This is a genomic window from Terrabacter sp. Soil810 (assembly GCF_001429645.1).
GTDB lineage: Bacteria > Actinomycetota > Actinomycetes > Actinomycetales > Dermatophilaceae > Terrabacter.
The window spans coordinates 225,434-251,720 of the sequence record NZ_LMSW01000001.1; the positions used below are offsets into that span (position 1 = coordinate 225,434).

Below are 26,287 nucleotides of genomic sequence, written 5' to 3' on the forward strand. Positions count from 1 at the left end.
CCCCCGGGATGCAGTCGCCCCGGCCGCCCGTCGTGTCCGGTGACCGGCGTAGGCAGGCAGCACGGTGGGCCGGATCCCGCGGTCCGGCAGCACTGCCTGCACACGAGGGGGTCGGTCGTTTGACGTAGTCGGGGGTCGTGTCGGCGAGCGATGTCGTGCCTCTGCGGCAGACCTAGCGTCGGTACACGAGAAGGCAGCTCGAGACACAGAGTGTGGGGACATGACGATCGACGAGGCATTCCATCGGATACTCCGGGGACACTGGCTGATCATCCTCAGCTGCATCGTCCTTCCGTTGTCGGCGGCAGTGCTGCTCGGGAGGAACGACGCCGACCTGTACGAGGCCGTGGCCCGGGTGCAGATGGGACGAGACCTGGCGGCATCCAACGTCCAGGCCGACGCGACGAGCCAGCGGGTCCTCGGCATCGCCACGAGTCCCGGTGTGGTGCGCGTCGCGCTCGACAAGGCGGGCCTGCAGGCAGACGTCACCGGTTTCGCGGCGAACCACATCGACGTGCGCCGAGTCGGAGTGTCGCCGGTCATGGAGATCGCGGTCACCGACACATCGCCGAGCCGGGCCGCCATCATCGCCGGCTCGCTGACCTCGGACGTGATCCAGTTCTCCAACGTCGGCGACCAGCAGACGGTCGAACAGCGCCGCAAGGAGGTCAAGTCGCAGCTCGACGGACTGACCAAGCAGCGCCAGCAGCTCGTGTCCAGGCTCTCCCACGCCTCGCCGGGTGACGTCCTCGCCATCCAGGCCCAGCTCAGCGCGCTCACCGCGAGCCAGACCGAGTACGAGCGTCAGCTCTCGGACCTCGACCTCGCCTTCCTGTCGAGCTCGAGGGCGGTCCTGCTCGACCCCGTTCGCCAACCGACGGTCGCGCTTCCCAAGGACACCCCGCAGAAGGGGATCCTCGTCGCGCTCATCGGTGCCCTCGTGGGGCTCGGCCTCGCGGCGACCCTCGAGACCTTCCGGCCGCGACTGCCCACTGCCCGCGCGATCGCCCGCGCGCTCGATGTGCCGCTCGTGGGCCACCTCCCTGCACGCGACGTCTCTCCGCGCACCGTCGCCGCTGCGGTACAGGCTGCAGACCGGCTGGCCCTGTTGGCACGAAGGTACGAGGCGGGGCACCTCTTCGTCGTGCCGGTCCTGGCGCGGGACGAGGACTGGGCGCGTCTGCTCGCGCCACACGTCGGCCCGTCGGCCGGTCCCGGCTCCCACCGCCTCGAGTGCTCCGTCCTGGGGAGCGAATGGGTGGACCCTGGTGAGAACCCGGTGGCCGTCGTCCTCACGCCGAAGCAGCTCCTGGCTCGTGACCTCGCCCGAACGAGCGCTCTCGTGGAGGCCCTCGGGTGGCCGGTCCTCGGTGTCGTCAGCTACGAACCCGGCAGGCGCAGGCTTCGCCGCGCACCTGCCGGCGACACCGGCCGGACCGGGTCGCATCACGCCGCCGAGCACGCCGAGCACGCCGAGCACGCCGAGCACGCCGAGCACGCCGAGCACGCCGACCGGGCCGAGCACGCCGACCGGGCCGACCGGGCCGACGTGGGTCCCGTCAGGGGGCCGATCCCTGTCGACGACGAACGCGCCCTGGCCCGGGTCGAGACCGAGGAGGTGCTTCGACGATGAGCGAGCACATGCGTACCGCTGGGGTGGTCGTCGACGTCGACGCCGACACCGAGGACTGGTTGGAGGTCGTGCACGAGGCCTGGGGCGGCCCGGAGCCCTCCGACGCCGACAGCCGTGCACCGCGGGACGGCGGTGCGGCAGCGGCAGTCGCCGACGTTCGCGTCACCGTGGCGCGCACGGGGACGACCGAGCCCGGGCCGCACCACCGCCCGCTGACGCGGGGGGCCTGGTCCGACGGCCGGGAGGTGATCCTCCTCGACGCGTGTGCGAGTGGGCTCGACCTGACGATCCGCCCGTCCGACTCGGGGCTCGACATCGTTGCCCGGGCTCGGCCGGGGTGGCGCCACCGAGCCCTCGGTGCGCTGGCTCCCGATCGTCGCGTGCTGCTTCACCGAGCCGTCTTGGTGCAGTACCCGGCCATGTGGTGGGCCGGTGTCATGGGCCATGTGCCGTTGCACGTGTCTGCCGCCACGGTCGGCGGATCCGCCATCGTCCTGGCGGGTCCGGGTGGCGTGGGCAAGTCGACGTTGGTCGCCACCCTCGACGGAGCGTCCGACGTGCCCGTGAGCGACAACCTCTGCGTCAGCGACGGACACACGGTGCACGGCCTGCTGGAGCCGGCCCGCGCCCTCGGAGGCTCGGGACGTCGGATGCCGCACGGCCGACGCGAGTCGTCGTGGGCGCGTCGAGTCGAGTCCGTGGTGCCCGATGCCGTGGTCGTGCTGCGCCGTGGTGACCGGGCAGACCCGGTGGTCCGGCGGCTGGACGCGAGCAGCGCCGCTCGTGAGCTCGTCGGTGGCACCTACGCCGCAGGCGAGCTGCGTCGCTACTGGGCGTTCGCTGCCACGCTCGCGCTCGGGACGGCGCGCGGCCCGGCCCATCCTCCGGTCGCGGGCGTCGCCGAGTCCATGGCTCGGACGCGTCCCGCATACGAAGTCCTGCTTCCCTCGTCGCCCGGGGTCACCCTGCGGGAGATCGCTGCCCAGCTGCGCGTGACGGCGGAGCCGGCTGTCGACGGAGCACATCGCCCATGAAGCGGCGGGTCGTGCACGTGGTCACCCGGTGCGTCGCCGGCGCCGGAGGCGTGGCGGTGCGGGGCGCCACCGCCCTGGAGCCGTCGCGCTACGACAGCGTCCTCGTCACCGGAACCAGGGATGGACCCCTGCTGGACCGCGCTCGAGCCGGCGGGGTGGAGGTCGTGGTCGTCCCCGAGCTCGTCTCCCCGATCAGCCCTCGGGCCGATGCCGTGGCGCTCGACCGGCTCACCGACCTCGTGCGCACCCGCGAGGCCGACATCGTGCACACGCACAGTGCCAAGGCGGGGGCTCTGGGTCGGCTGGCGGCCCATCGGGCGGGCGTGCCCCTCATCGTCCACACGCTCCACGGATTCCCCTTCCACGAGTTCCAGAACCCCGTGTCGCGCGCCGCCTACATCGGCATCGAACGCCGGCTCTCGAGGATCACCGACGCCTACCTCGCGGTCGGCACCGGTGTGGCGGTCGAGGCGCTGCGGCGTGGACTGGCCCGGCCGGAGCAGATCCACACGATCGGCCCGGCGGTGGACGACCCGAGTGTCGTCCTCACCCCGGAGACGCGGGCGCGGGCCCGGGAACGGCTGGGTCTCGGGCCCGACGTGCCCGTGGTCGGAACCGTCGGTCGACTCGACTACCAGAAGGCTCCCGAGGTGATGCTGCGCGCGCTGAGCCGGCTCTCCACGCCGGCGACCCTCGTCTGGATCGGGGACGGCGAGCTGGCCGCGCGCGCTGCCCGTGAGGTCCAAGCGCTCGGGATCGGCGATCGGGTGCTGCTGCTCGGCAACCGCTCGGACGTCCCCGAGCTGCTGCCCGCCTTCGACGTCTTCGCGTTGGCCAGCCGTTACGAGGGGCTCCCGTGCGTCGTCGTCGAGGCCCAGCAGTGCGGCATACCCGTCGTCGCGACTGCCGTGAACGCCGTCCCGGACGTGGTCATCCCGGGTGACACGGGGCTGCTCGTCCCGCCCATGCGTCCGGACCTGCTGGCCGCCGCCCTCGACCATGCCCTGACGCACCCGGTCGAGGCGCGCGAGTGGGCCACCCGCGCTCGTGAGCGCCTCGGCGCCCGATACGACCAGACCACAGCCGGGTCGGTGCTCGACCAGGTCTACACGGACGGGGCCGCGCGTCCGCGGGGTCGCCTCGTCGGCGCCGGAACGCGGGGGACGTCGTGAGCGTCCCCGATCCCGCCCACGTCCTGCTCTCCGCCGACACCCAGGTGGCATGGCCCACGCGGCGGGAGGACGTCGCGCGGGTCATGGTCCTCCCGCGCGGCGCGACGGTCGCCCTGGCGGACCGGCGGCCGGGTGGACGGGGCCGTCTCCGGCGGGCCGCCGGACGACTCGGTGTCCGGGTCGACGCGGAGTACATCGTGCTGCCGACCTGGGGGCATGCCACCTTCGTGGCGGCCGACGACCCCGCAACGGTGCGGTGGCTGCTGTCGACCTTCACCACGACTCCGCCGCGCGTGACGCGTGGCACGTACCTCATCGAGGCGCTGCAGCGCGCGACCCAGCGGGCCGGCGGCACGAGGGCGGGGGCGGTCGTCATCCTCCGGGTGACCGGTGCCCTCGTACCGGGTCGCATCCTCGTCGGGACCCGGCGATGACCACGACGTTGCTCGGGACGAGTCCCGGAGACCTGCTTCGCTCGACGCTGCGCGACCACCTCGGGACGGAGTCGCCGCCGCTCGTCGTGGTGGCGCTGTCGAGGGACGAGAACCCCAAGGCCATCATCGTCGCGTTCTCCCCGACGGACTCGACACCGCGCCTCGTCGTCAAGGCGGCGCTCACCGAGGGGTCCGTCGCTGCCGTGCGCGCCGAGGCCGCAGCGCTCCGATCGGTTGAGGCGCTCGATCCCGGCATGGTCGGTGGCACCGTGCCGCGGCTCCTCGACGAGCGCCGGGACGAGACCGGAGCCCTGCTCGTCACGGAGGTCCTTCCGGGCGTGCCGATGTCCGTGGACTACCACCGGTGGCGGCACACGGCGAAGGCTGATGTCGTCCGGGAGGACTTCGCCGGTGCGACCTCGTGGCTGCGAGAGCTCGGACGCCTTCCGGTGGACCGGGTCCCCGGCCCCTCCGGGGACTGGCAGGCGCTCGCGAGGCGCCTGCGCGAGCGGTGGCCGGCGGGCGAGGCCTCCTCGGACGTCGCCTCCGATGTCGCCTCCGATGTCGCTGAGAGGGTCACGGACCTCGACTCACGACTCCTGATGCCTCCGGGGTCGCCGCTGTCGGTGGTGCACGGCGACTTCTGGTGCGGCAACGTCCTGCGCACCGGTCGTCGCGTCACCGGGGTCGTGGACTGGGAGCATGCGGTCATCGGCGGCGACCCGGTCAGGGACCTGGCCCGTTTCGTCGTGAGCTACCTGCTCTACCTCGATCGGCACACCCGGCCGGGACGCGCCGTCCGTGGACACCCCGGCCTGACGGCGGGCGGCTGGGGGGAACCGATCCGGTATGCCGCCCACGGCGTCGGGTGGCTGCCATCACTCGTCGGGCAGGTCCTCTCCGAGGCACTCGTCGCAACAGGGCGAGACGGTCACCTGTGGCGCGACGTGCTCGCGCTCGCCACGGTCGACGTCGCGGCGCACAGCGACCACGCCGACTTCGCGGCCCAGCACCTGCTGCTTGCCGAGGAGCTGCTGCGATGGCCGTGACCACGCGTCCAGCGCCGCCCCTGACGCCGACGTCCCGTGCGGGCCGGCGACCGTCGCCTGCCCGTCGCGCGGACGGGGGCCGCACGAGCGGCGTGCCGACACGAGCCGTTACCTGGCATCCGGCCGACCGGCTCCCGCTCGACGACCCGTACTTCGCGCGCGGGCCACGCCACGTCGGATACGTCCTCGCCGCATCCGTGGTGATGCTCCCCCTCCTCGTGCCGAGCGGTCCCGGCAACACGGCACTCGCCGATGTCGGGATCCTCGCGCTCGTCGTGGTCGTCGTCCTGTGGTTGCGGCACGAGCACGTCCCCGTCGGGGTGCCGTACCTGCTGCCCATGGGCCTGCTCGTGACGGCGGGCGCCACGTCGGCCTTTCAGTCCGGTGCCGAGTCGGCGGTCCTGGCGGTTCTCCAGGACATCTTCTGCCTGCTGTGGGCTGCTGCGATCGCGAATGCCGTCCGTCGCCGGCGGTGGCTGCTCGACGTGCTGCTCCGCGCCTGGGTGTGGTCCGGCGTCTTCTGGGCCGGCGTGCTCTGTGCCGGTCGCATCGCCGGCATCTCGTGGATGGCCGGTCTCAGCGCCAAGGACGGCGGGCGTGCCTCGCTCACGTTCGACGACCCCAACCTCGCGGCCAACTACTTCCTCGTGTGCATCGCCCTCATCCTCGCGACGTCCGTCATCCGACACCGGGTGGCCCGGGGCCTCGCCGTCCTCCTGGTCCTCCTGGCCATCGTCTTCACGGGGTCGAACGGCGCCGCCGTCGGCCTCGCGGTGATGGCCGGTGTGGGAGTGCTTCTGCGACTCCGACGACGGCAAGGCGTCCTGGCGGCCCTGGCAGCCGCGTTCCTGGCCGCGGCCGGTGTGGCCCTCGTCGTCCCGCAGGTGAACCTCTCCGCGATCGGGCAGAAGGCCGCCGACAGCGTCCAGATCCTCAAGGACTCCCTGGGTCGGTCGGACGAGTCGAGTGGATCGCGCGAGGCACTGGCCTCGGAGACCCTCGGCCTCTACCTCGGCGGGGACCTCGTGGGTGTGGGGCCGGGGCGGACCAAGGCCGCCCTGAAGGGGGAGGCCGCTCCGTACGTCAAGGAGGCCCACAACGACTACCTCGCCACGCTCGTCGAACGAGGCGCGCTCGGAGGGCTCGGGCTGGTCGCCCTCATCGCGGTGACCGCCGTCAGGCTCGGGCGGGTCGCGACGTGGACCCAGTCCCGCTGGGTGAGCCACGTCGTGCCGCGCCCCGAGTTCCTGCTCGCGCTCGGCTGCGCTCTCGCCGCGGCTGCCCTGTTCTACGAGGTGCTGCACTTCCGTCACATCTGGGCCCTGCTGGGCCTCGTCGCCGGGATCGACCCAGCGGCGTGGGGCTTCGAGCGCCGAAACCCGGGGCCGGTCCGATGAACCGGGGTCGGCCCGGCGTCCTGCGCCGTAGGGCGTTCCGGGGCACGGCGGCGCGATCCGTGGTGGGCAACATCGGCGCCCGGCTCGTGGCGCTGGTCTCGGTGGCGCTGGTGACCGTGCTCGTGGCCAGGTCGGGCGGCGCCGAGGACGTCGGGCTGCTCGCCCTGATGCGTGTCCTCCCGGGCCTTGTCGGCGTCGTCGCGGCATGTGGGTTGCCCGGGTCGATGGGGTTCTTCGTGGCGGGCCCCGAGGCGGCACACCCACGGCTGTGGCCGACGATTCACGCCGCGCTGCTTGCCGGCGCTCTCGTCGGCACGGCCGTGTGGCTCGTGCTGACGCCCGTCATCCACGACCACCTCATGAGCTCGACCTCGTATGCCGTCGTCGCCGTCACCGGCATCACCGTGGCCACCCAGCTCCCTGTCGCTGTCGGGAAGGCATGCCTCCAGGCCCTCGACGACTCACGCGGTTCGAACATCGTCACCGCCGCGGAAGAGGCCGCCTTCGTACCCGTCTACCTGCTCCTCTGGGTCTGGGGAGTGCGCGGTGGATGGCTGCTGCTCCTCTCCCTGCTGGTCGCAGACGTCGTCGTCGCGGCACACGCCTGGGTGCGCATCGGTCGCAGGGTGCACCTGCGAGGAGCCGCGCTCATCGGGCGCCCGGACCTGGCGCTCGGCCGGCGGATGGCTGCCTTCGGGCTCCGCAGCCAGGTGGGCGGCATCCTCAACCTGCTCAACCTGCGTCTCGACGTCGTCGTCCTCGGGGCGATGGCCGGCCCTGCCCAGGTCGGTGTCTACGTCGTGGCCTCGAAGTACGCGGAGCTGTTGCGCCTGCCGGGTCTGGCGCTGACGTGGGTCACGTATCCGAACTTCTCTCGCCGAGCCGCATCGGTCGCGTCGGCTGGCTCTGTGGCTCCGGCGGCTCGGGCGCCAGCCCCTCCGGCGCGGCGGCCGTTCCCGACCGTCGGCCAGCTCCTCGCGTTCGGCGTGCTCGCCGGGGTGCTCCTGGCCGCCAGTGCCTTCGTGGTGCTGCCGGCCGTCTACGGGGAGCAGTTCAGTGCCGCCGCGTTGCCGGCGGCCGTCATCTCGCTCGGCCTCGTGGCCGAGCCCGCGGCAGGAGTCGCGTCCGGGTTCCTGCTCGGGTCGGGTCGACCTGGGCTCAACTCCGTCGTCCTCGGCGGCGGCTTCGCGGTCACGCTGGTGCTGGACCTTCTGCTCATCCCGCGCCACGGCTCGTTGGGTGCGGCCTGGGCAAGCGCCGTGGCCTATCTGACGACGGACGTGCTCCTCATCCGGGCCTGGAGACGACTTTCACAGGAGCAGCCATGAGCAGCAGGGTCCCGCGCTCCCTCCGCGCCGCTCTGCGCGGGGGCCTGCTCGTCCTCGTCGTGTCCTCGGCCGCCTGCACGACAGCCGGGGGCCAGGCCGGTCCGGCCGCCCCGATCCCCGCACCGTCCACCGTGCGACCTCAGTACGTCGCCCTGGCGCAGGCCGTGGTCGCCCAGCACGCCACCGCCTGGGTCGAGACCGACCTGCTCGCGGCCTGGGTCAAGGGACCCTCGCGCTACGAGGCGGTGCTCGCCACGGTCATCCAGCTCGCCGACCGCCCGGGCGTGGCCGGAGTCAAGATCGCGGACGAGCTGGGCTACGACGACGGGACGGACCCGGCCACTGCACTCGCCTTCCTCAAGGCGACGACCGCTGCGCTGCACGCGCGGCTGCCCGGCCGCAAGGTGCTCATCGACGTCATCGTGCCGCAGCTCGGCTGCCTCGGGTGGCAGCGCGACACCGTGCCTTCGGTGTCCACCGAGTGCGCCGCTCGGGAGGTATCGAAGAACCCGGCGACCTCGCTCGCGGCCGTCGACTCGTACGTCGCACAGGGTGGCCTGGACGTCATCGACCTGAGCCCGGGCCTGCGGTCGAGCGCGGAGTATGCGGCCCGGGGCACGACGCGGGACGAGGCGATGGCCGCGGTGTGGGACGAGGCGACGCGTCGTTGGGGCGGCACGGTGCGGTTGCAGGCGCGCAAGGCGCTGGCCCATCCCGGGCGCTATGACGGCACCGCTGCCGATGCCGCCGCGGACGTCCACACCTTCGTGGACATCCCGCTCGCGCACGGGGCGAAGGCCGTCGACATCTGGGCGTGGAGCCAGCCCTACAAGGGTGGCACCTACACGATCACGGACCCCGGCCTCCGGACGAACCCGCTCGTGGAGGCCCTTCGCGCCCGTCGTGCTCGTGGAGCCCAGCTGTGGACCCACATGACCCCGTCGTCGCTCCAGGTGGGGCTCGAGGCGGACGTCGCGTCGATGCGGACCATGTTCGGCACCGTCTTCGTCGCGTCAGGGACGGGGTGACTTGTGACTGGATTGACCCGGCACGCCGCGCTGCGGACGCCGCGGGTGGGAGCCATCTCGACGGGACGACGAGCGCTCGACCTCGTCGTGGCCCTGACCGCTCTCGTCCTGCTGTGGCCGGTTCTTCTCGGTCTCGCCCTCGTCGTGCGTCTGTCGAGCCCGGGGCCCGTCATCTTCCGCCAGCAGCGACTCACGAGGGGGCACGCGGCCTTCACCATGTACAAGTTCCGCACGATGCGGGTGGGTGTCGGCGGCCCTGAGGTCACGAGGGCCGGCGACTCACGAGTGACCGGGCCGGGTCGTCTCATGAGGCGCACCAGCCTCGACGAGCTCCCGCAGCTCATCAACGTCCTTCGTGGTCAGATGACCCTCGTCGGGCCGCGTCCGGAGACGCCGGCGCTCGCGGCCAAGTACCCCGCCGCGCTCCAATGGGTCCTCGACGAGACGCCCGGCCTGACCGGTCCGGCCCAGATCACCCTGCGTGACGACGTGACCATCTCGGGGTCGGCGGACGACGTCGAGCAGTGGTACATCGAGCGCCTGGTGCCCCGACGGGTCGCGGCCGACCTGACCTTCCTGTGCCGCCCGACGCTGCTGGCGACGCTGCACGTCATCGCGATGACGGTCCGCTACCTGCTCAGGGGACGACGGCCGGGGATCCGAGCGGGCGCGTGACGAGGGGATCGCAGCGGGCGTTGAGACACTCGCCCGTCGCGAGGTCGAAGTCGAAGTTGTGACCCAGACACCGCAGCACACCGTCGCGGATGACCGCGCCGTGCGTGAGGTCCTCTCCTGCATGCGGGCAGTACCTGCTGACCTGCCACCCGTGGTCGCCGTCGGTGAGGACGACGCTGTCGTTCGGGTTCCGCTCGGCCTCGAACGACTCCACGGCCGCGAGGGCGCCGGCATCCGCGTGCTTGAGCAACCCGACCAGGTAGTCGTTGTAGCGGTCCGGATCGCGCCACGCGGAGATGCGGAGGGAGAGGAACAGGTCCTCCCAGCGCACCCGGCCCATCAGCACCGCGTCGAGCCAGCGGGCCTCGACCGTGATCTGGTAGCCGGGGTGCGACGTGCTGCCGGTCAGGTCGACCCGGCACTCCGACGGTCCGAGCTCGACGTCCCACGTCCCGCCGTCGTCGCCCGTGACGACGAAACGGACCGTCATCCCGATGCGGTGCAGGAAGTAGTCGGAGAGCGTCCCGAGCTCGGTGAAGTGGTCGGCGAAGCGTTGCGAGAGCCCACTGCCCCGGGGCGGATCGGGGTTGGCGGCATACACCGCGGCCACCTCGTGCGCCCGCCGCTCCGCATACTCACGCAGGTAGTCCCGCAGGGGGTCGGGCAGCCCCGCGTCGAGCGTGCCGTCGTGAGCGCCGCCCGCGAGGCTGAAACCGTCCCAGCGCGGGTCTCGGTCGACCACGCCGGTGCCCACGTCGATCCGGTCGCCGGGCATGAGCGGCTCGACGGCCATTCCGGGGAGCCTCGACCGGAGGAAGGCGGCGGCCTGCGCGGTGTCGGGGAAGATGCCGGGCGGTGCCATGCGCTCGTTGTGGTGGACGAGCACGGGATCGAGGAAGCAGGGCGGCCCGGCATACGGCATCACGGTCCGGGGCGGTGCCGCCCGCAGGAGCCGACTGAGGGCCTTGAACTTGCCCATGCGCTTGTCCGCGCTGATCGAGGCGACGACCTCCGGTGGGTACTCGTAGCAGATGGGGTGCCACGACGCGCCCGACATCTGCACGCCCATGAGGTCGAGGGGGCGTCCAGCCTCCTGGGCGGCCCGCCGCAGCTGCGCCACCGAGAGGCGCGCGTCGTTCGTGTGGAGGATCGCGTGGCCGGCCGCGACGACGAGGATCGCCGAGTCGTGGCACATCGGCGACAGCTCCTGGATGACGGTGACCCAGTCCCCGCGGTCGTTGAGCGCCAGCCGCTCCCAGCTGCGGAGCTCGATGAGGACGTTGCGGATGCCGGCCGCGCGGATGCGTTGGACCATCTCCGGCGCGGGATAGCGAGGGACGACGATGCGCACACGCTCGGGAAGCTCCCGGAGGAGGTCGAGATCGAGGTGGTCGAGGTGCTCGTGCGAGATGGCCACCCAGTCGGCGTTCAGCACATCCGCTCGTCGCAGGTGCGAGTTGTCGGGGAACGGGAACCATGAGCCGAGGAAGGCCCCTCCGGGCGACATCCACGGATCACACAGCATGGTGAGGTGGGGAGCGTCGATCCGCAGCCCAGCGTGCCCGAGAGAAGTGACAACAGGTGCGACCACGCGGCCATCGTCACGGACGGCGGGTGCAGCGGCCACCGTCCCCTGTGTGACTCGCTTCTACGGCAGGTGCTGTACGCGACGCCTCGACACCTGTGCCCACGCCCGAGCCCGCTGGCGGGTAGGCACCGGCGTGGGTCACCCGGTCACGTGGTCACCTGGGTGACCCAGGTCCTCCGGGAACGGTCGGAGGAGCACTCGGGTGCACGCGGCGGGTGGTCGAGGGCATTCGCTCGGTCGCGAGCAGGCCGCTGGCGAGCGAGATCGCGACGGACGGCATCTGGACGAGGAAGTCACGCAGGTCGCCGAACCCGGAGACGACGTCGTCGCCGAGGAGCGCGGTGGCGCCGCGCAGGCCCAGGCCCCCGACGGTGAGCACGAAGAAGCCACCGAGGAGGAGCACGAGACGCGGTGGCCGGCCGGCCGCGACGCGATCCCCGCCAAGGTGCCGAGGGCGATACCGGCCAGGAGGGTGCCGGTGATGTCTCCCACGAGCCGCGTGGCGCCCTGCTGGACCAAGTAGGTGCCGATGACGGTCGGGACGAGCCAGGGCAGCGTCGAGAGCGGGGCGAAGGCGCCGCCGAAACCACGCGAGTCCGGAAAATCTCGGTGTCTATGCCCTGGATTCCCACGCTGGTCGATAGCGTGCGAGGCACCCTGAGGTGAGGAGAGTCCATGTCGAACCAGTCGCATACGGACCGGCACGGGCACGGTTCTCGTGTTGATCGCCCGTTGACGGCCGGCGCGCCGTTCTCCACGGCGCGCGGGGAGGTGTGACGCGGTGACCACCTCCGGGCTGGCCGAGCGATGGACGTCCAACGACGGCGTCAAGGTCTTCTACCGCGAGTCGTCGGGGCCGCCGGGTGCGGCCCCGATGATGCACCTGCACGGCTTCGGGCTCTCAGGTCGTTACCTGCTCCCGACGGCCGAGCTGCTCGCCGGCGAGTTCCGGACGCTCGTGCCCGACCTCCCGGGCTTCGGGCGCAGCGGACGGCCGCGTCAGCCCCTAGACGTGCCCGAGCTGGCCCAGGCGGCAGCGGAGTTCCTCGACGACCGGGGCATCGAGAAGGTGACGCTCGTCGGCAACTCGATGGGCTGCGCCGTCATCTGCGAGTTCGCGCACCTCTACCCGGAGCGGCTCGAGCGGGCCGTGCTCGTCGCGCCTGCGGGTGGGCTCCACAACCAGCCGCTGCCCCGGGCGCTCCGACAGCTCGCGCGGGACGGCATACGCGAGCCGTTGGGGCTCATGCAGGTGGCGGTGCCGGACTACCTGAGGTTCGGGGTGCCGAGCACGCTGCGGATGTTCCGCGCCCTGACCCGCTACCCGGCGCTCGACCGGCTGCTGCAGCTGCACATCCCGACCCTCGTCGTGCTCGGGAGCGCCGATCCGCTCATGCCCGCGCCGCCGAGGGTCAAGGAGGTGGCTGGGCAGATCGACAACTCGGTCCTGCTCGTCGTCATCCACGGAGCCGCCCACGCCATCAACTTCAGCCACCCGGGCGAGCTGGCCAACGTCATCCGGCAGTTCATGTCCGACGAGCCGATCGTCGACGACCCGGACTCACCGGGGCAGGCCCGCGTCTACGAGATCCACCGGGGTGTCCACCTGCCCGGCCCGACGGACGGGCAGGTGGACGACGGCTCGGCGTGACTCAGGCGCGCGGCCTGCGCAGGCGGAACGAGTCCGAGTCGGTCGCCTGGACCTGCTGACCGGTGAAGGCGTCGTTGGCCGTCGCCGTCGTGCTCACCGTGACGCTGCCGGCCTGGAACCGCTCGGCGCCGACGTAGACGGGGAAGTCCCAGGTATACGTCCGCCCCACCCAGCAGTCGACGTACACCGAGGCGGAGCCGGCCACGGTCGTCTTGCGGACGGTCTGCGAGACGACCCCACCGACGACGGTCGGTGCGTCGGAGGAGCACGTCAGCGTGCCGGTGACGACGACGCCGCCCTCCTGGGTGAGGGTGGCCTCGGTGTTCGCGACGGTGAGCTGCAGCAGCGGCGCGGCGGTGGCCAGCCCGACGTCGATCTGGCCGCGGGCCGCCGGCGTCTGGTCGTCGCAGTGCTGCTCGAAGGTGGCCGCGAACCGCGTCACCGCGCCCGAGGTGTCGGTGGTGATCGTCTGGACCGTGAAGGTCGAGGACGACGTGTTGCACCCACGGCCGTTGCCGCCGTAGTCGAACCCGGCCACTCCGACGTCGTTGAACGGGTATCGGGTGGCCGTATAGGTCGTGCCGGACGTCAGCGCCTGGCCGGTGGGTGCGGCGGCGTCGATGGTCCAGCCGTCGCCGTTCGCGGCCTGGATCGTGACGGCGACGTGCTGGGCGTCGCCGGACAGTGAGATCCGGTCACCGGGGGTGCTGTACGCGTACGACAGCCCTTCGGTGATGTAGTCGCCGGCATCCCCCTGGATGGCGACGGTGCCCGCCCCCGGAGCGGCGTGGACCGGAGCGGCCAGCGTGACCGCTGCGACGACGGCGAGGCTGAGTGCGGATGTGAGTGTGCGCAGCAAGAGGTGCTCCCCTGCTCGGTGCCCGTTGGGGCTGATCCGTCCGACCCCTGCTTGATCGGTGGACGAACGCTATGCCTGTGACGGGTCTCCGTGGGGCCTTGTGGGGTCGCCGTCTTCGAACGGCCCGCGTGTCGTCCGGGTCGGCTCACGCGTCGTCGCGGTAGGGGTCGGTGATCTCGCGCAGGAGGGTGAGCGCGTCGCGCAGCTCCCGCATGCGCCTCGGGCCGAGGTGGCGCTCCCACTCCTGCTCGATGCGTCGCTCCTCGGCGCGGGCGATCGGCAACAGGGCCTCGGCCTTCCCGGTGAGCCGGACGAGGCGGGCCCGGCCGTCCGTCGTGTCAGGCACCCGCTCGACGTAGCCGGCGTGCTCGAGCCGGTCGACGATCGCGGTGGCCGTCTGCTTCGTGACCTGTGCCTGCTCGGCGAGGTCCGTGAGGCGGGTCCCGTGTGGTCCGATGCGCGCGGCGACGCGCGCCTGGGCCAGGGTGATGTCGTCGATGCCGGCGCGGCGCATCGCCGCGACGACTCGCGTCTCGACGTCGCGCGACGCGATGAACATGAGGAGGCCGACGAACGGCTCGGATGTCATGACACCTCTTGAAACTAGTCATATAGTCGAACTATATTGGTCAGGCTATCGAACTAGATGATAGCGAGAGGAGTAGAGCGATGAGCGCTCGACCTGCCGTCGTCGACCTGTGGTTCGACCCCGTGTGCCCGTACTCGTGGACCGCGTCTCGCTGGCTCGAGGAGGTCCGGGCGCGCCTGCCCCTCGAGGTCCACCACCACGTCATGAGCCTCTACCTGCTCAACGAGCGCCGCACCGACGTCGCTCCGGAGTACCGCCGGAACGTGGAGGACTCGCGAGGGCCGTCACGCGTCGCCACCGCGCTGGTGGAACGCTGCGGCGAGGAGGCCCTGGGTGCCTTCTACACCGCGTTCGGCACCCTGGTCTTCGACGTGTGGCGCCGCCCCACGAGTGCGGAGTACCACGTCGCGGTGCGGTCGACGCTCGCCTCGCTCGGTCTCTCCGCCGACCTCGAGGACGCCATGGAGACCGACGAGCACGACGAGGCCATGCGCCGCAGCCACGACGCGGGACTCGCCCGGGTCGGTGGAGAGGTCGGCACTCCGACGATCCACCTCGACGGCACGGCCTTCTACGGGCCCGTGCTCAACGCGATCCCGCGCGGCGACGACGCGCTGCGTGTCTTCGAGGGTGCTCGGCTGCTCGCCGGCTACCCCGAGTTCTTCGAGCTGAAGCGGACCCGGTCGCGGCCGCCCGTCTTCACCTGATCCAGACCATGCCGCGCGCGCAGCTGCGCCACGATGACAGACAGGAGGGATCGACATGGGACCTGACGTCACACGACCGGACCTCGACGAGATCTGGACCGCGATCGACGACCAACGCGTCCGCACCGTGGAGATGCTCGAGGAGCTCACCGACGAGCAGTGGGAGCATCCGTCGCTCTGCGAGGGCTGGACGGTGCGGCACGTCGCGGCGCACCTGACCCTCCAGCGCCAGCACCTGCCGGACGTCGTCCGTCTCCTGGTCGAGCACCCGCGCCTGCTGCGCAGCGTCGGTCTCAACCGCATGATCCACGACTCGGCCGTGGTCCGGGCCGCGCTGCCGACCGACGAGATCGTCGTGCGCATCCGGGCCGGCGTCGGGTCACGACGGCACAACTCCTTCGTGACGCCACGCGAGACCCTGACCGACAGTCTCGTCCACGCCCAGGACATGGCGATCCCGCTCGGCATCGACCTCGAGATGCAGACGGTCGGCGCGCTGATCGCGCTCGACCGCACGTGGGCGACCCGACACACCTGGCTCGGCACGGTGGTCCGACAGCTGCCGATCGACGGCTACCGACTCGTGGCCACCGACGCGGACTGGACGGCAGGCAGTGGTCCGCCGGTCATCGGACCCGTCGCCGCGCTCCTGCTGCTCGTCACCGGCCGTCCGGTCGCGCTCGCGCGACTCGAGGGGGACGGCGCCGCCCAGCTGAAGATGCAGGCGCAGCCCGCCTGACGGCATACCTCCGGGGGTGGCGACGGCCACGGCGGACATCCCTTGCGCCCGCGGGGACGCGGGCGGTTGGGTGTGGTGAGACCGTCCACCGCCGCACGCCGGGAGGCCACCGATGACCGCCGCACCGCCCGCCACGCTCGACCCGAGCCTCTCGCACACGCGGGGCGAGACCGACACCCCACTGCTCGAGACGACGATCGGCGACAGCTTCGACGCCACGGCCGAGCGGTTCGGCGAGCGTGACGCCCTCGTCGACGTCACGCAGGGCCGTCGCTGGACGTACGCCGAGCTGCGGGGCGACGTGGACCGGCTGGCTCGCGCGCTGCTCGCCGTGGGCGTCGTCACGGGGGACCGCGTCGGCATCTGGGCCCCCAACTGCTCCGAGTGGACGCTCGTGCAGTACGCGACCGCGAAGATCGGCGCCATCCTCGTCAACATCAACCCGGCCTACCGGTCCCACGAGCTGCAGTACGTCCTCGGCCAGGCCGGCATCTCGACGCTCGTCGCGGCCGAGTCGTTCAAGACGAGCAACTACCGGCAGATGATCGACGAGGTGCGCGACGAGGTCGGCGGCCTCGAGCGGGTCGTCTACATCGGCACCTCGGACTGGGACGAGCTCGTGGCCCGCGCCGACGAGGTGGCGCCCGAGGAGCTCGCGCGCGTGCAGGCCGGACTCGCGAACACCGACCCGATCAACATCCAGTACACCTCCGGCACAACGGGATTCCCCAAAGGCGCGACGCTGAGCCACCGCAACATCCTCAACAACGGCTACTTCGTCGGCGAGCTGTGCGACTACACCGAGGCCGACCGGGTCTGCATCCCCGTGCCCTTCTACCACTGCTTCGGGATGGTCATGGGCAACCTCGCCTGCACGACCCACGGCGCCTGCATGGTCATCCCGGCACCCGGCTTCGACCCCGCCCTGACCCTGCAGGCGACCCAGGACGAGAAGGTCACCTCGCTCTACGGCGTGCCGACGATGTTCATCGCGGAGTGGAACCTGCCGTCGTTCGCCGACTTCGACCTGTCCACCGTGCGCACCGGCATCATGGCCGGATCTCCTTGTCCCGCAGAGCTGATGAAGAAGCTCATCGCGGCCGGCATCGAGGAGATGACGATCTGCTACGGCATGACGGAGACGTCGCCGGTGTCGACGCAGAACCGCACCGACGACTCGTTCGAGCAGAAGGTCGGCACGGTCGGCCGCGTCGGACCGCACCTCGAGATCAAGATCGTGGATCCCGTGACGGGAGAGACCCTTCCGCGGGGCACGGCCGGCGAGTTCCTGACCAAGGGCTACTCGGTCATGCTCGGCTACTGGGAGCAGCCGGACAAGACGGCCGAGGCCATCGAGGACGGGTGGATGCACACCGGCGACATCGGCGTCATGCACGACGACGGCTACGTCGAGATCACCGGCCGCATCAAGGACATGGTCATCCGCGGCGGCGAGAACGTCTATCCCCGAGAGATCGAAGAGTTCCTCTACACGCACCCTGACATCCTCGACGCCCAGGTCATCGGCGTCCCGGACGAGAAGTACGGCGAGGAGCTCTGCGCGTGGGTGCGGATGAAGGACGGTGCGACGCCGCTCACCGCCGAGTCGCTGCGCGAGTTCTGCACGGGTCAGCTCGCCCACTACAAGATCCCGCGCTACGTCGAGATCGTCGACGAGTTCCCGATGACGGTGACCGGCAAGATCCGCAAGGTCGAGATGCGTGAGACCACCGCCAAGAAGCTCGGCCTCGGCTGAGCGCCGGGGTCGACCTGCGGGCGCGTCCGTGGAGCAAGCGGATTCGCGGACGCAGGCGTCTCGGGAGGTCGTGCCGCCCGGCGATGGCGTATGCCGTCGGGCCGGCCGGACGGCATACGCCCGCTCGCGAGGGAGCGAACCCGGGCAGCCGCGCGCGGCGGATCGGGGTAAGTCCGTGACGAGGGCGGCGCGCTGGGTGCCACCGGGGTCCCTCAGCGCAGTAGGTTTCGGGGGAAGTGGTCGTGAGGGCCCGTAATCCGTAAGGGGATGGCATGTCCGACTCAGGCAAGACGATTCTGTGGATCGTGGTGGCGATCGTCGTCATTGCAGTGATCATCTGGTTGTTCGTCTCGGCAGGACGGCGCCGCGAGGTCGAGGCGCGCCGCTTCGAGGCCGGCGAGCTCCGGGCCAAGGTCGAGGAGCGCCTGCCCGAGGTGCAGGACACCGAGGACCGCGCGTCGGTGACGGCGGCCATGGCCGCCGATGCGCGCGCCGAGGCCGAGCGGCAGGCCGCCGAGGCGAGGCGCCTCGAGGAGCAGGCCCAGGCGCACCGGGCCACCGCCGAGTCCGCGCGTGTCGAGCACGCGGGCCTCGAGCGCGAGGCCGACCGCGTCGACCCCGACGTCCCGACCGACGACGAGGGCTACCGCGTCGACGACGCCGGCAACCGCCTGCCCGGCCAGGAGCCGCCACGCGCTGCCGGGGTCGCTGCTGGTGCCGCCGGCGCTGCAGCCGTCGGTGCGGCGGCATTCACGCACGACGACGACGAGGACGACCTCGCCGACGCCGAGAACCCCTTCGCGCCCAGCGGTGCGGTCACCGACGACGAGCAGGCCGACGAGACCGCGGACACCGAGCCCGTCGCGTCCGAGGACTCTGAGCCGCCGCTCGTCGAGGGCACGGACCTCGCGAGCGACGCCGACCGCCAGGCCGACGTCGAGCAGTCGTCCTACGCCGCCGAGGAGTCCGACGTGGCGGGCGAGCCGTCGACGACCGCGGTGTCCACCCGTGCCGATGCCGATGCTGGTGCCGATGCTGGCGCGATCGCGTCAGAGGAGACGGGCGACCACGACTGGTCCACGACCGACGCTGACGCCGACGCTGACTCGGGCGCTGACGCCGGTGCCGACGGTGGTGCCCACGTCGGCGAGGAGACCGGCGACCACGACTGGTCCGCGACCGACGCGGATGCCGGTGCCGACGCGGGAGCGGATGCGGGTGCCGATGCCGGTGCCGGTGCGGGCACCGATGACCGTGGCGAGGCACCCGAGCCCGGGAGCCCAGCGCTAGGCGGGGCCGCGGCCGGAGCGGCCGCCGTGGGTGCGGCGGCGTCGCACCACGACGACGATGACGAGACGGCGGACGGTGGCGCGCCTGCCGACGCGTCGACCGACGACCTGCCGGGTACGGGGGCTGCGACGCACGAGCCCTCGGACGAAAGGCCCACGACGGTGGACGACACGCAGACGGACGACACGACCGACGCCGCTGGAACCGCCGACACGTCGGAGGTGCAGGAGACGACGCCGCCCGTGGCGGACGAGCATGAACCGCACGACGTCGCCGTGCCCGCCCTCGACGAGCGCGACGAGGTGGTGACGGACGGAGGCACGCCGACCGAGGACCCCGGCGACCACCGCGGCCAGCCGTGGGCGACCACGCCGGGCGAGCCCGGACCCGATGAGGGCACTGACCTCGACGACGACACCGTCGACGACGGCCTCGACGTCGACATGGCTCCGCACTCGCACGCCAGCGAGCAGGACGACGAGCTCGCGGAGCCGGCGCACGAGCCCGACACCGAGCCCGAGACGGCGACCGCCACCGACACCGAGCCCGAAACCGCGACCGCCACCGACACCGAGACCGAGACGGCGACCGCCACCGACACCGAGACCCCGGACTCCGCGGACGAGGAGGAGCCGGCCACCTCGGGTCGACGGGTCTCCGGCTTCGACGAGGTCGTCGACGGCGGCTTCGGACTGGGCTCGGCTGCCCCCATCGAGGACGGCGCGCAACCGCTCGGCCACGCCGTCAAGGGCACGCGTGAGGGGACGGCCTTCGTCCGTCCCGACGACGCCGGCTACGACGACGTCGAGCCCGACGTGTGGTTCTACAGCGAGGAGGCGGCCCGCCGAGCGGGTTTCCACCGACACGGGGAGTGACCGCTCCCTGACGGACAGTGGCCACGTGCACAACGGTGTGCGCGTGGCCACGCTCCTGTCCGGGGGCTCGTCGCCGCCGGCGCACACCGGCGCCGGCGCGCGGTCCGGGGCACACGTCATACGCCCTCGGTCGGCCCCGGACGAAACGGTGGCGCGGGCACCCGGTCGGCGCAAATAGACTTGCCGGCATGGTTTCCCCGCTCGTCGCGCTCACGCCCAAGGTCCAGTCCGCGATCGCCACCGCCCTCGGTGACGACTTCCGCGAGGCCGACCCGGTGCTGCGTCCGTCGCAGTTCGCCGACGTGCAGGTCAACGCCGCGCTCGCGCTGGCCAAGAAGGTCGGGCTGCCGCCGCGCGAGGTCGCCGCCAAGATCGTCGACGCCCTCGAGCTCGACGGCGTGTGCGACGCCGTCGAGGTGAGCGGGCCCGGCTTCATCAACCTCACCTTCTCCGACGCCTGGATCGCCGGCCTGCTGCAGGACGTCGAGGCCGACGAGCGGGGCGGTGTCGCGCTCCAGCCGACGCAGAACATCCCGATCGACTACTCCGCGCCCAACGTCGCCAAGGAGATGCACGTCGGCCACCTGCGCACGACCGTCGTCGGCGACTCGCTGGCCCGCACGCTCGAGCACCTCGGGCACCAGGTCATTCGCCAGAACCACATCGGTGACTGGGGCACGCCCTTCGGCATGCTCATCGAGCACCTGCTCGACGTCGGCCGCGACTCCGAGGAGGCCGACCTCCTCGTCACCGACCCCAACGCCTTCTACCAGGCGGCCCGCGTCAAGTTCGACCGCGCCGACAAGGCCGAGCCGGCCGGCAGCGAGGGCGACTTCAACGTGCGGGCGCGCACCCGCGTCGTCAAGCTCCAGGCCGGCGACCCCGACACGCTCGCCCTGTGGCGTGAGCTCGTCGACCTGTCGAAGATCTACTTCAACAAGATCTACTCGACGCTCGGCATCACGCTCACCGACGACGACCTCGCCGGTGAGTCCACCTACAACGACGTGCTCGCCGACCTCTGCGCCGAGCTCGAGGCCAAGGGCATCGCGACCGTGTCGGACGGAGCGCTCTGCGTGTTCCTCGACGGCTACACCGGCCGTGAGGGCAAGCCCGTGCCGCTCATCATCCGCAAGAGCGACGGCGGCTACAACTACGGCACGACCGATCTCGCGACGATCCGGCACCGCGTCGAGGACCTCAAGGCGCACCGCGTGCTCTACGTCATCGGCGCCCCGCAGGCCCTGCACCTCAACATGGTGTGGGACACCGCCCGCAAGGCCGGCTGGCTGCCCGACGACGTCGTGCCCGTCCACGTCCAGATCGGCAACGTGCTGGGCGACGACCGCAAGATCCTCAAGACCCGCTCCGGCAAGCCGCTGCGGCTCATGGCCCTGCTCGACGAGGCCGTCGAGAAGGCCCGCACCGTCATCGACGGCACGCGCCCCGACCTCGACGACACCGTGCGCGCGACGATCGCCCGCCAGATCGGCATCGGCGCCGTGAAGTACGCCGACCTGTCCGTGGCGCACGACAGCGAGTACGTCTTCGACCTCGACCGCATGGTGGCGCTCACCGGCAACACGGGCCCGTACCTCCAGTACGTCGTCGCGCGCATCCGGTCGATCTTCCGTCAGGTCGGGCTCGAGCCGGTGGCGCAGCACGCGCCGATCCTGCTCGGCGAGCCCCACGAGCGCGCCCTCGCGATGCACCTGCTCGGGTTCGGCGACGTCGTCGCCGAGGTCGGCGACACCTACGAGCCGCACCGGCTCGCCGGCTACCTCTTCGAGCTGGCGCAGGCGTTCTCGGCGTTCTACGAGAACTGCCCCGTGCTCAAGGCCGAGCTCGACGAGGTCAGGGAGTCGCGGCTGACGCTGTGCGCGTTGGTCTTCCGGGTCATGACCACGGGCCTCGACCTGCTCGGACTGGAGTCCCCCGAGCAGATGTGACCGCTCGCGGGGAGCGACGACCCCGCGACCGGGCCGGAGCCTGCGACAATCGAGCGTGCGGTTCACGTTCGGGGAGCACGTCCTCGACACCGACAGGTACCTGCTCGAGCGGGGCGGCGAGTCGTTGCACGTCCAGCCGCAGGTCTTCGACGTCCTCAGCCACCTCGTCCTGAACCGCGAGCGGGTCGTCCCGAAGACCGAGCTGCTCGACACGGTCTGGGGTGACCGCTTCGTCAGCGAGTCCACGCTGACGAGTCGCATCAAGGCCGCCCGGCAGTCGGTCGGCGACGACGGCATCCTGCAGACCGTCATCCAGACCGTGCACGGCCGTGGCTACCGCTGGGTGGCCGCCGTCGACGTCGACACCGACCAGCCCGCGACCACACGCGAGGCCGCGGGCGCCGGCTCGGCAGCCCCACTGCTCGAGCAGAAGATCCACTTCTGCCGGACACCGGACGGCGCGCGCCTCGCGTACGCCACCGTCGGCGACGGGCCCCCACTCGTCCGGGCCGCGCACTGGGTGACCCATCTCGACTACGAGTGGGAGAGCCCCGTGTGGAGGCACTGGATGGAGGGGCTGTCGCGCGGCCGGATGCTCGTGCGCTACGACGAGCGCGGCTGCGGTCTCTCCGAGGCCGACCCCGAGGACATCTCGTTCGAGGCGTTCGTCCGTGACCTGGAGACGGTCGTCGACGAGCTCGGCCTCGAGCGCTTCCCGCTCATGGGCCTGTCGCAGGGTGGCCCGGTGGCGATCGAGTATGCCGTTCGCCACCCCGAGCGGGTGAGCCGCCTCGTGCTCGTGGGCGCCTTCATGCAGGGCCGGATCGTGCGCGCCCGCACGGAGGAGGAGAGCCGCGAGGCCGAGCTGCAGCGCGACCTCATCCGGATGGGTTGGGGGCGCGACGACCCGTCGTTCCGGCTCTACTTCTCGTCGACGTTCATGCCCGACGCGCCGCCCCAGCTGTGGAGCGACTTCGCCGAGCTCATGCGGCGCACCACCTCGGCCGAGAACGCCCTGAGACTCAATGACGTCTCCGTCCGGTTGGACGTGTCGGAGTCGGCGACCCGAGTCGACGTGCCGACGCTGATCCTGCACGGGCGCCACGACACCCGCATCCCGTTCAGTCAGGGCGTCGAGCTCGCGACCCGGATCCGGGGCAGCCGACTCGTGCCCCTCGACACGCGCAACCACCTGCTCCAGCCCGACGAGCCGGCCTGGCACGACCTCCTCCGCGAGCTGGAGACGTTCCTCGCCGAGGATGAGTAGCCGCTGTCCCACTTTGTCCATGTCACCCGGCGGGGCGGCCCTGTCACAATCCGTCGTATGCGGTTCACGTTCGGGGACGTGGTCCTCGACACCGACCGGTTCCTGCTCGAGCGGGACGGGCAGCCGGTGCACGTCCAGCCGCAGGTCTTCGACGTGCTGAGCCACCTCGTGGCGAACCGGGAGCGCGTCGTCCCGAAGACGGAGCTGCTCGACTGCGTCTGGGGCGACCGCTTCGTCAGCGAGTCGACCCTGACGAGCCGGATCAAGGCCGCGCGCCGGGTCGTCGGTGACGACGGTGTGCTGCAGCGGGTGATCCAGACGGTGCACGGGCGTGGGTACCGATGGGTGGCGACCGTTGCCACGGAGCCCGGCCCGACCGAGCGGGCAGGCTCCTCCGCATCCGCACCGGCATCCGCGGCGGACGGCCGGCTGGAGCAGCGCCTCCACTTCTGCCGTACTCCCGACGGGTCGCGGATCGCCTATGCGACGGTGGGCGAGGGACCGCCGCTCGTGCGGGCCGCGCACTGGCTCACACACCTGGTCTACGAGTGGGACAGCCCCGTCTGGCGGCACTGGATGGAGGGTCTGTCGCGCGGCCGGATGCTCGTGCGCTACGACGAGCGCGGGTGCGGACTGTCCGACCAGGATCCGACGGAGGTCACGCTGAACGCCTTCGTCGAGGACCTTGAGACCGTGGTCGACGACCTGGGCCTGGAACGCTTTCCCCTCATGGGAGTTTCGCAAGGTGGCGCCGTGGCCGTCGCGTACGCGCACCGTCACCCCGAGCGGGTCAGCCGCCTCGTGCTGGTGGGCGCCTTCGTCAAGGGAGGCCGGCTCGCCACGTCACCCGAGAAGCGCGCCGAGTTCGAGATGGAGCGGGACCTGATCAACGTGGGGTGGGGACGCGACGAGCCTTACTTCCGGCTGTTCTTCTCGTCGCTGTTCATGCCCGACGTGCCACCCCAGCTGTGGTCGGACTTCGCCGAGCTGATGCGCCGCACGACCTCCAGCGAGAACGCGGTGAGGATCTTCGACGCCCACCTCGCGATGGACGTCCGCGAAGCCGCTGCCGAGCTCGATGTGCCGACCCTCATCCTCCACGCGAGGGACGACCAGCGCGTGCCCTTCAGCCAAGGGGTCGCGTACGCCTCGCTCATCCGCGGCAGTCGGCTCGTTCCGCTCGACACGCGCAACCACCTCATGCGCCCCGACGAGCCGGCGTGGAGCCAGTTCCTCCACGAGGTGGACAGCTTCCTCGGCGAGGACGTGTCCACGCAGGGTCCACGGGAAGTCCACGACTAGTCCAAGGTCAGCTCGCCGCCCGGGGCGATCGTGGTCCTCACAACTCATCTGTGAGGAGGACGACCGTGCCTGGGACCGCCACGACACGTGAGACCCACCGACCCGACGGGAGGATGCAGACACACGACGTCGACGTCGTCGTCGTCGGAGCCCGCTGCGCCGGGGCCGGGACGGCCCTGCTGCTCGCGCGAGCGGGTCACGACGTGCTCCTCCTCGACCGGGCGACGTTTCCCAGCGACACCGTCTCGACGCACGTCATCGCCCGGTCCGGCATGGTGCAGCTGCACCGTTGGGGTCTTCTCGAGGCCGTCGTCGCCAGTGGGGCACCGCGACTGTGCCGGGTCGAGTTCACGAGCGAGCTCGGCTTCATGGCGCGTGAGGTGAAGGACCGCTACGGCGTCGACTTCCTGCTCGCGCCGCGCCGCGTCGTGCTCGACGAGATCCTGCTCGAGGCGGCGCGTGCTGCAGGAGTCCACGTGCGCACAGGAGTGTCGGTCGACGGCGTCGTCCGTGACGGCGAGGGCCGGGTCACCGGCGTGCACGCGCATGACGTCCACGGTCCCGTGGAGGCACGAGCGCGATACGTCGTGGGCGCGGACGGGCTCGGTTCACGGGTGGCACGTGCGGTGGGAGCGCCGCTGCTCCTCGTGCGGCCGTCATCGGGAGCAGCGCAGTACGCGTACCACGCCGGCAACTGGCCGGCCATCGAGCACCACCTCGCCGATGACGCCTTTGCGGGCATCTTCCCGACGCACGGGGGCCAGGCGTGCGTCTGGGTCTGCGCCCCCGAGCAGGTGGTTCGCGCGCACCGACGGAAGGCGGGCCGGGCCGGGGACCCGCTGCTGCAGATGCTGGAGCTCGCCGCGCCGGGGATCGCGGCGCGGGTCGACGCGACGACCCGCCGCTCCCCGGTGCGTGGGATGCTCCGCATGCCCAACCACATTCGCCAGGCGTCCGGTCCCGGCTGGGCACTCGTCGGCGACGCCGGCTGCCACCGCGACGCGATCACCGGTCACGGCATCAGTGACGCCTTCCGTGACGCCGAGCTGCTCGCCAGCGCCCTCGACACGGCACTGCGCGACCCCGCCTGCGAGACCGACGCCCTCACGGCTTACGGGCTCGAGCGCGACCGCATGGCGCGCGACGTGTTCGACCTGACGTGCGAGCTCTCGACGTTCCCGCGGCAGGCGCGCTTCCTCGAGCTGCAGAAGCGGCTCGCACTCGCGATCGACGTGATGGCCGGCGAGCTGAGCGGCCGCCGGCTGCCCGGTGCCGCGACGGCCGCGGCCTGACCCACGACCTCCTCGAACCCGAGGACCGCCGGATCCCGGCACCACCACCATGAAGGAAAGAGACCACCATGAGCACGGACACCGCCCACCGCAACGGCGTGGACACCGCGACCCTCTTCGCGACCCTCGACGCCGTCAAGCAGATGCCCGCAGCAGCCAGCTTCCAGTTCCGCGCCCACAACGAGTGGGTGGACGGCACCAGCAGCAGAACCACGATCTCCGACTTCTTCGGCGTCGGTGAGGAGCGCTCGCACGCAAGGGAGTTCGTCTTCGACGCCGACCACCCGGCCGTGCTCGTCGGACAGGACCGCGGTCCCACGCCGGTCGAGTTCCTGCTCCACGCCCTCGCGGCCTGCCTCACCGCCGGCATCGCCAACATCGCCTCGGCGCGCAAGGTCACCCTGACCGAGGTGCGGTCGACGGTGACCGGCGACATCGACCTCAACGGCATCCTCGGACTCCAGGACGTCCGCAACGGCTACCAGCAGGTCAGCGTCAGCTTCGTCATCAAGGGCGACGCACCCGAGGACGTGCTCCGTCAGATCGTCGAGCAGTCCCGGCAGCGGTCGGCCGTCTTCGACGTCCTGACGAACGGCGTCCCGGTCGACATCGAGGTCGAGGTCGCCTGACGTCGACGTCACGACTTCGTCAGCGGTTCGTCATCTCCGGACCC

General features: G+C 71.5%; 23 protein-coding genes. 19 read left to right on the forward strand and 4 right to left on the reverse strand.

Features of this window, described 5'->3' with window-relative positions:
• Window positions 1-220 precede the first annotated feature (220 nt).
• The 9 genes from ASG96_RS00985 (at window position 221) to ASG96_RS01025 (ending at window position 9,750) form a co-directional block, all read left to right on the forward strand.
• Window positions 221-1,633, forward strand: coding sequence for a hypothetical protein (locus ASG96_RS00985; RefSeq protein ID WP_057586008.1), 1,413 nt, complete (start codon window positions 221-223; stop codon window positions 1,631-1,633).
• Window positions 1,630-2,667, forward strand: a complete 1,038-nt coding sequence (locus ASG96_RS00990; protein ID WP_157610584.1) for a hypothetical protein — start codon at window positions 1,630-1,632, stop codon at window positions 2,665-2,667. The genes ASG96_RS00985 and ASG96_RS00990 overlap by 4 nt, the downstream gene beginning before the upstream one ends.
• On the forward strand, window positions 2,664-3,839 hold the full coding sequence (locus tag ASG96_RS00995; protein ID WP_057586010.1) for a glycosyltransferase: 1,176 nt from the start codon (window positions 2,664-2,666) through the stop codon (window positions 3,837-3,839). The genes ASG96_RS00990 and ASG96_RS00995 overlap by 4 nt, the downstream gene beginning before the upstream one ends.
• Complete coding sequence (locus tag ASG96_RS23535; RefSeq protein WP_057586012.1) at window positions 3,836-4,273, forward strand: hypothetical protein; 438 nt, start codon at window positions 3,836-3,838, stop codon at window positions 4,271-4,273. Before ASG96_RS00995 ends, ASG96_RS23535 begins: the two co-directional genes overlap by 4 nt.
• On the forward strand, window positions 4,270-5,322 hold the full coding sequence (locus tag ASG96_RS01005; RefSeq protein WP_057586014.1) for an aminoglycoside phosphotransferase family protein: 1,053 nt from the start codon (window positions 4,270-4,272) through the stop codon (window positions 5,320-5,322). Before ASG96_RS23535 ends, ASG96_RS01005 begins: the two co-directional genes overlap by 4 nt.
• A gap of 92 nt (window positions 5,323-5,414) precedes the next feature.
• The gene (locus ASG96_RS01010; RefSeq protein WP_057586015.1) at window positions 5,415-6,719 is read left to right on the forward strand and encodes an O-antigen ligase; all 1,305 of its coding nucleotides are present in this window, start codon (window positions 5,415-5,417) and stop codon (window positions 6,717-6,719) included.
• 59 nt (window positions 6,720-6,778) lie between these two features.
• Window positions 6,779-8,047, forward strand: a complete 1,269-nt coding sequence (locus ASG96_RS01015; RefSeq protein ID WP_162261997.1) for a polysaccharide biosynthesis C-terminal domain-containing protein — start codon at window positions 6,779-6,781, stop codon at window positions 8,045-8,047.
• A complete protein-coding gene (locus ASG96_RS01020) occupies window positions 8,044-9,075 on the forward strand; it encodes a hypothetical protein (protein ID WP_057586019.1) in 1,032 nt (343 codons plus the stop codon). The genes ASG96_RS01015 and ASG96_RS01020 overlap by 4 nt, the downstream gene beginning before the upstream one ends.
• A gap of 45 nt (window positions 9,076-9,120) precedes the next feature.
• Window positions 9,121-9,750, forward strand: coding sequence for a sugar transferase (locus ASG96_RS01025; protein ID WP_056756136.1), 630 nt, complete (start codon window positions 9,121-9,123; stop codon window positions 9,748-9,750).
• Here the strand turns inward: ASG96_RS01025 and ASG96_RS01030 are convergent.
• Together ASG96_RS01030 and ASG96_RS01035 are read right to left on the reverse strand one after the other, a co-directional pair.
• Window positions 9,713-11,377 (reverse strand): MBL fold metallo-hydrolase, encoded by a 1,665-nt coding sequence (locus ASG96_RS01030; protein ID WP_369813556.1) that lies wholly within the window; start codon window positions 11,375-11,377, stop codon window positions 9,713-9,715. The two genes, ASG96_RS01025 and ASG96_RS01030, sit on opposite strands and share 38 nt — an antisense overlap.
• Before the next feature lie 115 nt (window positions 11,378-11,492).
• Window positions 11,493-11,741 (reverse strand): hypothetical protein, encoded by a 249-nt coding sequence (locus tag ASG96_RS01035; protein ID WP_057586026.1) that lies wholly within the window; start codon window positions 11,739-11,741, stop codon window positions 11,493-11,495.
• Between the two features lie 378 nt (window positions 11,742-12,119).
• On the opposite strand from ASG96_RS01035, the gene ASG96_RS01040 reads away from it, so the two are divergent.
• The gene (locus ASG96_RS01040) at window positions 12,120-12,989 is read left to right on the forward strand and encodes an alpha/beta fold hydrolase (protein ID WP_056756146.1); all 870 of its coding nucleotides are present in this window, start codon (window positions 12,120-12,122) and stop codon (window positions 12,987-12,989) included.
• A gap of 1 nt (window position 12,990) precedes the next feature.
• On the opposite strand, the gene ASG96_RS01045 is transcribed toward ASG96_RS01040, so the two are convergent.
• Window positions 12,991-13,848, reverse strand: coding sequence for a hypothetical protein (locus tag ASG96_RS01045; RefSeq protein WP_056756149.1), 858 nt, complete (start codon window positions 13,846-13,848; stop codon window positions 12,991-12,993).
• A 145-nt stretch (window positions 13,849-13,993) separates the two neighbouring features.
• Window positions 13,994-14,437 (reverse strand): MarR family winged helix-turn-helix transcriptional regulator, encoded by a 444-nt coding sequence (locus ASG96_RS01050; protein WP_057586027.1) that lies wholly within the window; start codon window positions 14,435-14,437, stop codon window positions 13,994-13,996.
• Window positions 14,438-14,517: 80 nt separating this feature from the next.
• On the opposite strand from ASG96_RS01050, the gene ASG96_RS01055 reads away from it, so the two are divergent.
• From ASG96_RS01055 to ASG96_RS01095, 9 genes are all read left to right on the forward strand, one after another.
• Window positions 14,518-15,144 carry a DsbA family protein gene (locus ASG96_RS01055; protein ID WP_056756153.1) on the forward strand — a complete coding sequence of 209 codons (627 nt, stop codon included), beginning with the start codon at window positions 14,518-14,520 and terminating at the stop codon, window positions 15,142-15,144.
• A 55-nt stretch (window positions 15,145-15,199) separates the two neighbouring features.
• Window positions 15,200-15,883, forward strand: coding sequence for a maleylpyruvate isomerase family mycothiol-dependent enzyme (locus ASG96_RS01060; RefSeq protein WP_057586030.1), 684 nt, complete (start codon window positions 15,200-15,202; stop codon window positions 15,881-15,883).
• A gap of 112 nt (window positions 15,884-15,995) precedes the next feature.
• Window positions 15,996-17,639, forward strand: a complete 1,644-nt coding sequence (locus ASG96_RS01065) for an AMP-binding protein (protein ID WP_057586033.1) — start codon at window positions 15,996-15,998, stop codon at window positions 17,637-17,639.
• A gap of 272 nt (window positions 17,640-17,911) precedes the next feature.
• Window positions 17,912-19,804: a hypothetical protein gene (locus ASG96_RS01070; RefSeq protein WP_057586035.1), complete on the forward strand. Its 1,893-nt coding sequence runs from the start codon at window positions 17,912-17,914 to the stop codon at window positions 19,802-19,804.
• 188 nt (window positions 19,805-19,992) lie between these two features.
• On the forward strand, window positions 19,993-21,753 hold the full coding sequence (argS, locus tag ASG96_RS01075; RefSeq protein WP_056756164.1) for an arginine--tRNA ligase: 1,761 nt from the start codon (window positions 19,993-19,995) through the stop codon (window positions 21,751-21,753).
• Window positions 21,754-21,808: 55 nt separating this feature from the next.
• Window positions 21,809-23,020 (forward strand): alpha/beta fold hydrolase, encoded by a 1,212-nt coding sequence (locus tag ASG96_RS01080; RefSeq protein ID WP_057586038.1) that lies wholly within the window; start codon window positions 21,809-21,811, stop codon window positions 23,018-23,020.
• A 57-nt stretch (window positions 23,021-23,077) separates the two neighbouring features.
• Window positions 23,078-24,322 carry an alpha/beta fold hydrolase gene (locus tag ASG96_RS01085; protein ID WP_082591548.1) on the forward strand — a complete coding sequence of 415 codons (1,245 nt, stop codon included), beginning with the start codon at window positions 23,078-23,080 and terminating at the stop codon, window positions 24,320-24,322.
• A gap of 113 nt (window positions 24,323-24,435) precedes the next feature.
• Window positions 24,436-25,614: an NAD(P)/FAD-dependent oxidoreductase gene (locus tag ASG96_RS01090; RefSeq protein WP_057586045.1), complete on the forward strand. Its 1,179-nt coding sequence runs from the start codon at window positions 24,436-24,438 to the stop codon at window positions 25,612-25,614.
• 68 nt (window positions 25,615-25,682) lie between these two features.
• The gene (locus ASG96_RS01095; RefSeq protein WP_057586048.1) at window positions 25,683-26,243 is read left to right on the forward strand and encodes an OsmC family protein; all 561 of its coding nucleotides are present in this window, start codon (window positions 25,683-25,685) and stop codon (window positions 26,241-26,243) included.
• Window positions 26,244-26,287: the final 44 nt, after the last annotated feature.

Excerpts from the sequence above, each read along its gene's own strand:
- ASG96_RS00985 (WP_057586008.1), top strand. The coding sequence starts at position 221 with ATGACGATCGACGAGGCATTCCATCGGATACTCCGGGGACACTGGCTG.
- ASG96_RS00990 (WP_157610584.1), top strand. The coding sequence starts at position 1,630 with ATGAGCGAGCACATGCGTACCGCTGGGGTGGTCGTCGACGTCGACGCC.
- ASG96_RS00995 (WP_057586010.1), top strand. The coding sequence starts at position 2,664 with ATGAAGCGGCGGGTCGTGCACGTGGTCACCCGGTGCGTCGCCGGCGCC.
- ASG96_RS01005 (WP_057586014.1), top strand. The coding sequence starts at position 4,270 with ATGACCACGACGTTGCTCGGGACGAGTCCCGGAGACCTGCTTCGCTCG.
- ASG96_RS01020 (WP_057586019.1), top strand. The coding sequence starts at position 8,044 with ATGAGCAGCAGGGTCCCGCGCTCCCTCCGCGCCGCTCTGCGCGGGGGC.
- ASG96_RS01050 (WP_057586027.1), bottom strand. The coding sequence starts at position 14,437 with ATGACATCCGAGCCGTTCGTCGGCCTCCTCATGTTCATCGCGTCGCGC.
- ASG96_RS01055 (WP_056756153.1), top strand. The coding sequence starts at position 14,518 with ATGAGCGCTCGACCTGCCGTCGTCGACCTGTGGTTCGACCCCGTGTGC.
- ASG96_RS01060 (WP_057586030.1), top strand. The coding sequence starts at position 15,200 with ATGGGACCTGACGTCACACGACCGGACCTCGACGAGATCTGGACCGCG.
- ASG96_RS01065 (WP_057586033.1), top strand. The coding sequence starts at position 15,996 with ATGACCGCCGCACCGCCCGCCACGCTCGACCCGAGCCTCTCGCACACG.
- ASG96_RS01070 (WP_057586035.1), top strand. The coding sequence starts at position 17,912 with ATGTCCGACTCAGGCAAGACGATTCTGTGGATCGTGGTGGCGATCGTC.
- argS (WP_056756164.1), top strand. The coding sequence starts at position 19,993 with ATGGTTTCCCCGCTCGTCGCGCTCACGCCCAAGGTCCAGTCCGCGATC.
- ASG96_RS01085 (WP_082591548.1), top strand. The coding sequence starts at position 23,078 with ATGCGGTTCACGTTCGGGGACGTGGTCCTCGACACCGACCGGTTCCTG.
- ASG96_RS01090 (WP_057586045.1), top strand. The coding sequence starts at position 24,436 with ATGCAGACACACGACGTCGACGTCGTCGTCGTCGGAGCCCGCTGCGCC.
- ASG96_RS01095 (WP_057586048.1), top strand. The coding sequence starts at position 25,683 with ATGAGCACGGACACCGCCCACCGCAACGGCGTGGACACCGCGACCCTC.